The organism is Magnetospirillum moscoviense (assembly GCF_001650635.1).
GTDB classification, from domain to species: Bacteria; Pseudomonadota; Alphaproteobacteria; order Rhodospirillales; family Magnetospirillaceae; genus Magnetospirillum; species Magnetospirillum moscoviense.
In genome coordinates this window covers 1-7,802 of the sequence record NZ_LWQU01000008.1, presented here as the reverse complement: position 1 = coordinate 7,802, position 7,802 = coordinate 1, and the positions used below count along the sequence as shown (strand labels likewise).

The following is a 7,802-nucleotide window of genomic DNA, read 5'->3' as shown; positions in this document are numbered from 1 at the left end:
AGGGATGAAGAAGCACCCGGACAGCTTGTCCTTGCGCTGGTCGGGAGCAATCTGGTGGTGATCCATCCAGGCGGTGATGCGCCGATGCAGGCTTTTCGGCCCCTCGGCAAGGATGTAGACCACGCGCCCCGGCTTCTTCTGTTTGCCGTGTGTGATCCTGGTTCCCAGCGACATCCATGGGTTTCCCGTGGCGATGGCAAGTGCCATGTCCAGTACCAGGAATGACTTCCCGGCATTCGGCGGGCCGTAGATGCAGATGGTCGATCGTTCTGGAATTAGCTTATCGACCAGCCAAGTGGGGAAATGCACGAGGCCAGGATCGTATTCCTGCCATTCGATTTTGGGTTCAAGCTGCTTGCGATGCTGCGGGGACTTGCTTGCCATCGGAAATTTAAGACGCCTTTCAAACGCGCTTGAAGCTAAATATACGTTAACTCGAAACGCAATTCAAACGCACGAAAAAATTCCGCGAAATTTCCATCACTCTAATAAACTACCTCATGCTAATGACGGAATCGGTAGCATATGCAAAATGCATTTGCTGACTATACCCCTGTCATGGGCATTCGCCAATGACAGGGCAGGAATAGGAGAACAATACATAGGGAGGCAGGTCGGGTTCGAACCTGCCGCCCTATGATAGATGAATAAAATAGGGATGAGGCAGGCCAACCCAAGATTGGAGTTCGGCAATGCCCTCTGATGACAAGCAAATCTATCCCAAGTCCCTGCGTACCGATTCCGTGAAAGCGATCATCGCCCTGCTGGCAAAGCAGGCAGCGCTCGATGCCCTGCGGGCGTCAAACGACAACCGGCCAAGCGGAAACAACCCGCCCAACGGCTCGAATGGCGGGGAGGCGTGACATGCGCAAGCAGCAAATCGCCTTCGAGTTCTCGGCGGTGCCCGCCGGGGTGCCCGGCAAAATCCGTTGGAGTGCCGCCAATGGAAATTCGCCGGCCTTCATCGACCTGTTTGCCGGCGTGGGCGGATTCCATTACGGCTTTGCCGAGGCGGGTGCGACCTGCGTTGCCGCGGCGGAAATCAACGGTCCCGCACGGAAGACTTACCAGCACGTCCACGGAGAGACGAGCCCTGACCTGTTCAGGGATGGTGCCGCTCGGTTCTTCCGCGATGTATCCCAGATGGCGGTTGCCGACAACGACAACGTTCCGCCGTTTGACATCATCGCGGCGGGGTTTCCGTGCCAGGCGTTTAGCGTGGCGGGTAAGAAACAAGGTTTCGGTGACGACAAGGGCCGAGGCATCTTGTTCTTCGAACTGGCCCGCCTGCTGTATCGGCGCCGCCCGATTGCCTTCATGTTCGAGAATGTCCGTGGGCTTCTCGGCCACGATGGCGGGCGGACCTGGGGCGTCATTCTGAAGATTGTCGAGGATCTGGGGTACCGGATGGTCCATCAAGTGGTCCGGGGGACCGACTACGGCATTCCGCAATTGCGTCCCCGCGTCTTCATGGTCGGGGTCCGGCAGGATGCGCTCCCGGCGACGATCAGTGACGATGCCATGAAGGTGGCGCTGTTTCCGCATCTGAGCCGGAAATATCCGCTGTTGTTCACCTTTGACAGCGTGGTCGGCGGAATAACCGGGCGCGTGGCGTCGCGAACCATTCGGTGCAGCGGCATGCAGAAGCGCGTCGGTTCTTATGCCAATTGGTCTGCTTATAAGGTCACAATCGATGGCGTCGAGCAGACAGTCGTTCTGAATGTTGACCAATGCATCCGCCTGATGGGCTTGCCGACCGATTTCTCGTTTCCGGAAGGAACAACCAAGACGCATCGGCGGGCGCAATTGGGCAACGGCGTCATCGTTCCGGTCGTCGCCGAACTGGCCAAAGCGCTGGTTGCTTTCGTCGAACGCAACGTGCTGCCGGGAACTCGCCCCACCCTGCAGAGAGAGCCGTCCGACGATGGCCACATGCTCATCGTCAACAACGTCTTGGTCGAGAATGGCCTGTCGCCATTCGATCCGTCACCAGACCAGAATCAGAAAGAACAAAAGATGAGTGTCGCTCAGAAACCGGTCGGCGGCCGTACACCTTCGAACACGTCCAAGCCGGCGGTCAACGACAATGCCGCCAAGGCCTGCGGCCGCATCGCGGCCTACGGTGAAGGTAAGTCTCCCAAGCCGCGGAAGCGGAAGGCCGCAGGTGCGGCCAAATCCAAGACCGGCATCGCGTGGGCGACCGAAACGGTCAACCCGTTCAAGGGCTGCAGCAAGGTGTCGCCGGAATGCAAGCATTGCTACGCCGTCGGCTGGGCGACCCGGCACCAAGCCCTGGGCAGTCGCGGCTATGCCGGCACCGTCAAGAACAAGACGTTCACCGGAACAATCGGCGTGGTGCCGGAGGTCATCGACGAACTTCGTTCGGCAAAATCGGACCGGGTGTTCGTCAATTCCATGTCGGACACCTTCCACGCCAACGTGTCCGATGCCGATGTAACGGCACTGTTCGACGCCATGACCGCCAATCCGTCGAAATCCCAGTTCCTGGTCTGCACCAAGCGGGCCGACCGCATGGCCGCGTTCAGCCAGGCCTACGCCGTCCCCGACAAGGTCTGGTGCGGGGTGACCGTCGGATGCCGAAACTCGCTGCACCGTCTCGACGATTTACGGCGGGTGAAGGCGAAAATCCGCTGGGTGTCGGTCGAGCCGTTGCTCGAGGAAATCGACATCGAGCCCTGGCTGGCCGACGGCACGGTCAATTGGGTGGTCGTCGGCGGTGAAAGCGGTCCCAACCATCGCCCGATGGACAAGGCTTGGGCCGAGAAGATTGCGCGTGAACACATGGATGAAGGCGTCTTCCGCATCCTGGTCGATGTCGTAAGTCGGATGCAGGGGCAGGGCGGCAAGTTTCGTCCAGGCTTTCCTTAATGGGGCGAGGTTGGCGTCTTCCTCCAGCCGGTAGATGGGGAACATGTCCGGCGTTCGCTCGGGGTCGGCGTCGGCGATGATGAAGCCGAAACGCTGCATGAAGCCGTCCAACATGCTTTCGGCGGTGACGTTGTCCAGGAAGGTCTGCTCCACCGTCGTTCCCAGCACCACCAAAGCCGGGTCGGCGATTTCCACCGCCTCTTTCTTGGTGCGCCGCCCGATGGGCTTGACGCCCATGCGGTCGCGCCCCTCGTCGATGCGGGGCCAATCGACCATCTCCGCCCACTTGCCGGGCTTCACCGCGGGAACCGGCGTCACCCCCTTGTCCTTCATCGCCCGCAGGGCCGGGCCTTCGTGGACCGTGGGCAGCAGGTGCGCCTTGCCCTGGGCGGCGAGCGAGCGGTGGTCGATGGGCTGGGCCAAACCATCCATCACATGGTTGTGGCACTCGGCCCATAGGGCGCGGGAATCCTCCAACGCCCCCTTGCGCGACATCGCCATCACCTTGGGCGGACGGCCCCGGCCCGGCGCGGCGGGCAAGTTCTGGTCAAACGCCAAGATGTGGACGTGGGGATTGCCGGGCTTGTCGGTATGAATGGCAGCGATCCACGGCGCTTGTCCCCGCGTCAGCCGTTCGCAAAAAGTGCTTACAATTGCCCGGTGCTGCTCCGGCGAGCCTTCGCGGGGCAGGGCGGCAATAAAGCATTCCGCCACCCGACCGTTCTTGCCCGCCATGGCTTCGCGGGCCTGGGCGAAGGTCCGCAGCGACGCCCGGTCGAGATCTGCAAGCATATGCCGTTCGCCGATAACGGCCGCCCCCTCGCGGCAGATGTAAGCAAGGCGGGCGAAGGCCTTGCCCTTTTCATCGGCTCCTATTTTGGAATGGCTGAACGAATACAGGGCCATGGCGGACGGCTCCCGTCATCGTTCGTCGCCGCGCGGGAAAATCACCGATTTTCCCTGAAGTGCGCCCTCACGCTTCCGTTTATCTTTTGTTCTTATTGTTATGGCTCGCTCAGGCGTGTCCGGATGCCCTGGCAATGCGCCGGGCGGATTTTTGTAAGCACGCATGACCGCGTTGCATTGTTCGGCAAAATCTTCGGGTGGGATTTGACGAAGGTGAAGCACGTCCCGCAGGGCTTTGTACGCCTCCGGGCGGTTGGCTGGGAAGCCGGCCCGCAGGAATGCGGACAAATCGGCGCATTGCGCGGGGGTAAGCACCTGAAGCCCATGCAGGGCGGTAATCAGGTCGATAAAACGATGGGCGGATGTAAGCATGTCGGGACTCCGTATCCGGGGGGATAGGGAGTACCTGGAGCAGTCGGGCGGAAAAACCAGGAAACATGTAAAAGATCTCCGGATGCAAACGCTATGGGGGCATTGGCTTTTGGGCTAACTGCGGCGTTCTGTCTCGCTGCCTGCGGCGACATGGGCCTCGATAAGCGGCAACATTTGACCCGCCTTTACGCTGGCATGATATAGGATATGGAGGGGATTTGACCGAGGAGGTACGGTGACACGGGTTTTCAACTCCGCCGCTCATGTTTGGCCTGATCATCAAGCTCCCGAGCGTTCCCTCATCTTCCAATCGACAGATTCTGCGGTGGCGGCCTGGATATTGTTGCCTGGTCAGTCCATCGCCTCGCACCGCCATCCGGGCGGCCAGGACACATGGGTTGTTCTCGAAGGCGAGGCAGAATATCTAATGGGGAATGGCGAGAGCTGCATCCTTCGGCGCGGCGACATTGCGGTAGCGACTGCCGGCCAGATTCACGGGGCCCACAACCATGGACAGGTGCCATTCCTGTTCATATCCCTAGTCGCCCCAGCCCAGGCCGGTTTCGAACTCGCCGACGACTGATTGCCGTTACGGCCCGTTTCTTGCTGCGCTTCGATCGGCAACCGAAGGAAAGCCTTCCATGTTGATCGATTCGTTCAAACGCACCGTTGACTATCTCCGCCTGTCCCTGACCGATCGCTGCGACTTGCGATGCGTCTACTGCATGTCGGAATCCACGCGTTTCGTCCCCCGCGACCAGGTTCTTTCTCTGGAAGAGATCGAACGGCTGTGTGCGGTTTTCGTCCGGGGCGGGGGGCGCAAGATCCGCCTGACCGGAGGGGAGCCGCTGATGCGGCCCAATGCCTTGGGCCTGATCCGTGCCCTGGGCTCGTGGGTTGCCGACGGCCGATTGGCCGAGTTGACGATGACGACCAATGGAACTCGCCTGGCCGAGTTTGCAGGCGACTTGGCGGCCGCCGGCATTCGCCGCATCAACGTGTCGTTGGATACTCTGGATGCGACAACCTTCAAAACCTTGACCCGCGGCGGGACGTTGCAGCGGGTGCTGGATGGCCTTGAAGCGGCCAAGGCGGCCGGGCTGCGTGTCCGGATCAATTGCGTCGCCGTCCCCGGAATTGCCGATCGCGACGCAGAGGCCTTGGTAGAGTGGTGCGTCGGTCAGGGCTTCGACCTCTGTTTCATCGAGATGATGCCCTTTGGCGAGGGGGCGGCTTCCCTCGGCTGGTCCCGCCTGCCACTGGCGGAGCTGCGGATTTGTCTTGCCCGACGCTGGTCCTTGTTCGATGTCGCCGATCGCAGCTCCGGGCCGGCGCAGTACGTGCGGGTCGGTGACACCGGACGGCGCATCGGCTTCATCGCCCCCGAACGGCATGGCTTCTGCCAGGAATGCAATCGGGTCCGGCTTTCTTGCACCGGCCAGCTTTATCCATGCCTGGGCAGGGAGATACGGTACGATTTGCGTGCCGCGCTGCGAGCCGGGGCAGGTGATGACGAGCTCGAGCGCCATTTCGCCACGGCCGTCACTCTAAAACCAGTCGGTCATGCCTTTGCCGAGCAGGGCGACCACGCAGCCCCGATGCGCGCGATGAGCGTAACCGGAGGGTGATAACCTCGAATTCAAGATGTGGGGCATGGGGTAGTCAAAATATCGATCAATTCCAATCAGCAATTACTGCTGCGCTGCACATTGAACGATTCATTCACGTCGATGACGAGCTTTAACGAATCAATTAAGAGATCGTCATACTCAATGGAACACTAATAAAGCAACCAAGACCGCACAACGTATAGGGATTTTTGTTTTTTTCCCGTCTTGGCCCAGTTGGCACGCGCTTTGCCCTTCTCTCACACGGAACTGACACGTATCGCCGTGATCACCGGCTTCGGCCGACCGCGTAACGACATCTCGTTTTTTCTCAGCGACCGGGACGGCCGTTACCTCTACCGCCCTTCGATTCTGCAGCAAGGCAGCCGTGACGGTGTTACTGGCGCAAGCATCGGTGACGAGTTCCTGATAGGGGGCCGGTGGCAACACTGGCTTCGCGGCAACGATTCCCAACTGCGCTTCGAGGACGACGCACGAAAGTTGTCGGTGGCCGTGGAAAGGGTGCTGTTGTCGGATCCCCTCATGGGTGACCGTGCCCGGCTGATCACGGTCGGCGGCATGGCCTCATTGGCGGAGATCGAGTCCGAGGTCCGCACCTACCGGACACAGTTGGTGGCGGCGGCTTTGGCCGTCGGGGCCCTGGTGGCGCTGGCTTTGGCGCTGGCGACTGTCCGTCTGACACGGCCGATTCATGATCTGACCCAGGTAGCCGATCGCATCGCCGCAGGCGAGCGCAACCTCAGTTCGGCCTCGGTGGATCGGCATGACGAATTCGGCATGCTGGCGCGGTCGATCATGCGCATGCTCGACGCATTGCGCGATTCCGCCAAGAACGAGGAACAGGCGGCCCTGGGGCGAATGGCCACCATGATCGCCCATGATGTTCGCAACGCCCTGTCGTCAGTGAAGATGAATGTGAAGATCCTGCATACGCACCATTCGCGCGATCAGGGCGACCTGGCAGAAGGATGCGAGATCGCACTCGAGCAGATCGGTTATATGGAAAACATCCTGACGGACATGCTCGATTTCGCGAGGCCGCGCGGTCTGGTGATGGACTGGGTCGATCTTGATGAGGTCATCCGAATCGCGACTTTGTCCATGCTGCCGGAAATCGGTGAAAGGTCTGTTGTCCTGTGTCAATCGCACGAACGTCTGCCCAAGGTCTTCGGCGATCGCACGCGGTTGATACAGGTCTTCCAGAACCTGATGGCCAACGCGATACAATCCATGAGCAACGGCGGGCATTTGACTCTCGATGCGAAGTCGACGCTCCATCAATCACGGCCAGCGGTGGAGGTGCTGATTGCCGATAACGGCTCAGGCATCCCCGAGGAGTTGCTGTCCAAAGCCTTCGATCCGTTCTTTACGACCAGAACCAAGGGAACCGGACTCGGGCTGACCATCGTGCGACGTATTGTCATCGACCATGGTGGCGCCATCCGTCTGGAACAAAATCCCGAGGGAGGCACCATCGCCAGGGTTATGTTGCCGCTGTCACCGCCGGAATGGGAGGGCGGCGACGTTCTCGGGCATGTCCGGGGCAGCCCCAGCGGCCCGTGAATCCGAGATGATTTTAGCGGCGTATCCGGCGCCGATTCGCCAGTTTCCCAGTCGCTAGCCGAACTCCTGATGGCCTGCGAGCGCGATTATTTATTGATGATGCTGGAGCGCCCTGGTGGACACATAACCCAGACGGCCGAGATTCTGGGGATCACCCGCGAGAGTCTTTGGAAAAAAGCGTCGTTTGGGGGGGGCAAAGGTGGTATGGCGGGGAAGGGAGTCTAGGTTGGAGTTTCTTACATTATAATTGTTCGCCAAAATTGGCATCCTGCCCCCGCAACCAACGTTACTTGCACCCCCGAGGTTCCGCCTCGGGGGTGTTCGATTCCAAGCTCCAGCATCTTCCCCAACGCCCCGTACAGAGTATCCCCCCGGTGACGGCCGCCTGTTCGAGCGGCCCTTGCTCTGAGATTCTGCCAGCCTGATTGGCGTTGGTGGTGGCGG

8 protein-coding genes and 1 pseudogene are annotated in these 7,802 nt (G+C 60.3%); 6 read left to right on the top strand and 3 right to left on the bottom strand.

Going from position 1 to position 7,802, the window contains the following annotated elements; all coding sequences use genetic code 11:
* Nucleotides 1–384 (bottom strand): AAA family ATPase (locus A6A05_RS00345; protein ID WP_156520824.1); only part of this gene is annotated, 384 nt, incomplete at its 3' end.
* 308 nt (nucleotides 385–692) lie between these two features.
* Here A6A05_RS00345 and A6A05_RS21145 point away from each other — a divergent pair.
* Together A6A05_RS21145 and A6A05_RS00340 are read left to right on the top strand one after the other, a co-directional pair.
* A complete protein-coding gene (locus A6A05_RS21145) occupies nucleotides 693–863 on the top strand; it encodes a hypothetical protein (RefSeq protein ID WP_172822153.1) in 171 nt (56 codons plus the stop codon).
* Nucleotide 864: 1 nt separating this feature from the next.
* On the top strand, nucleotides 865–2,889 hold the full coding sequence (locus A6A05_RS00340) for a DUF5131 family protein (RefSeq protein ID WP_068496344.1): 2,025 nt from the start codon (nucleotides 865–867) through the stop codon (nucleotides 2,887–2,889).
* A 333-nt stretch (nucleotides 2,890–3,222) separates the two neighbouring features.
* Here the strand turns inward: A6A05_RS00340 and A6A05_RS21570 are convergent.
* Both A6A05_RS21570 and A6A05_RS20495 read right to left on the bottom strand, forming a co-directional pair.
* A pseudogene (locus A6A05_RS21570) lies at nucleotides 3,223–3,795 on the bottom strand (MobA/MobL family protein); the annotation flags it as partial.
* 15 nt (nucleotides 3,796–3,810) lie between these two features.
* A complete protein-coding gene (locus tag A6A05_RS20495; protein ID WP_156520823.1) occupies nucleotides 3,811–4,167 on the bottom strand; it encodes a hypothetical protein in 357 nt (118 codons plus the stop codon).
* A gap of 235 nt (nucleotides 4,168–4,402) precedes the next feature.
* Here A6A05_RS20495 and A6A05_RS00325 point away from each other — a divergent pair, with 235 nt between their 5' ends.
* The 4 genes from A6A05_RS00325 (at nucleotide 4,403) to A6A05_RS22220 (ending at nucleotide 7,583) form a co-directional block, all read left to right on the top strand.
* Complete coding sequence (locus tag A6A05_RS00325) at nucleotides 4,403–4,750, top strand: cupin domain-containing protein (RefSeq protein WP_342669998.1); 348 nt, start codon at nucleotides 4,403–4,405, stop codon at nucleotides 4,748–4,750.
* Nucleotides 4,751–4,808: 58 nt separating this feature from the next.
* Nucleotides 4,809–5,795 carry a GTP 3',8-cyclase MoaA gene (gene moaA, locus A6A05_RS00320; RefSeq protein ID WP_068496337.1) on the top strand — a complete coding sequence of 329 codons (987 nt, stop codon included), beginning with the start codon at nucleotides 4,809–4,811 and terminating at the stop codon, nucleotides 5,793–5,795.
* Between the two features lie 264 nt (nucleotides 5,796–6,059).
* Nucleotides 6,060–7,358 (top strand): ATP-binding protein, encoded by a 1,299-nt coding sequence (locus tag A6A05_RS00315; protein WP_156520822.1) that lies wholly within the window; start codon nucleotides 6,060–6,062, stop codon nucleotides 7,356–7,358.
* A gap of 69 nt (nucleotides 7,359–7,427) precedes the next feature.
* The gene (locus tag A6A05_RS22220; protein ID WP_082910575.1) at nucleotides 7,428–7,583 is read left to right on the top strand and encodes a helix-turn-helix domain-containing protein; all 156 of its coding nucleotides are present in this window, start codon (nucleotides 7,428–7,430) and stop codon (nucleotides 7,581–7,583) included.
* The last annotated feature ends 219 nt before the right edge of the window (nucleotides 7,584–7,802 follow it).